Annotated in this window: 1 rRNA gene; it reads left to right on the top strand. The window is 45.8% G+C overall.

What is annotated here, in order from left to right:
- Positions 1-131 precede the first annotated feature (131 nt).
- A 16S ribosomal RNA gene (locus tag ACTQ52_RS12410) occupies positions 132-323 on the top strand; the annotation flags it as partial.

The following is a 323-nucleotide window of genomic DNA, read 5'->3' on the forward strand; positions in this document are numbered from 1 at the left end:
GAATTTTCAGAGACCAGCAATGGTCAAGCGATCAAGAGATCGCGCGAATTTATTCGCAGTAAAACAACGGACAGAACAAAGCTAAGCGAGTTCTGAATCGGAAAGAACTTAAAGGCTTCGGCCTTAACATTTAATATGAGAGTTCGATCCTGGCTCAGGATGAACGCTGGCGGCGTGCCTAACACATGCAAGTCGAACGAGACTGATTAGAATGAGATTTCGGTTGATTTCTATGAAAGTCGAGTGGCGGACGGGTGAGTAACACGTGGGTAACCTGCCTTACAGAGGGGGATAACAGTTTGAAAAGACTGCTAATACCGCAT

Origin of the sequence: Oribacterium sp. Sow4_G1_1, assembly GCF_052116105.1 — a bacterium.
GTDB lineage: Bacteria > Bacillota > Clostridia > Lachnospirales > Lachnospiraceae > Oribacterium.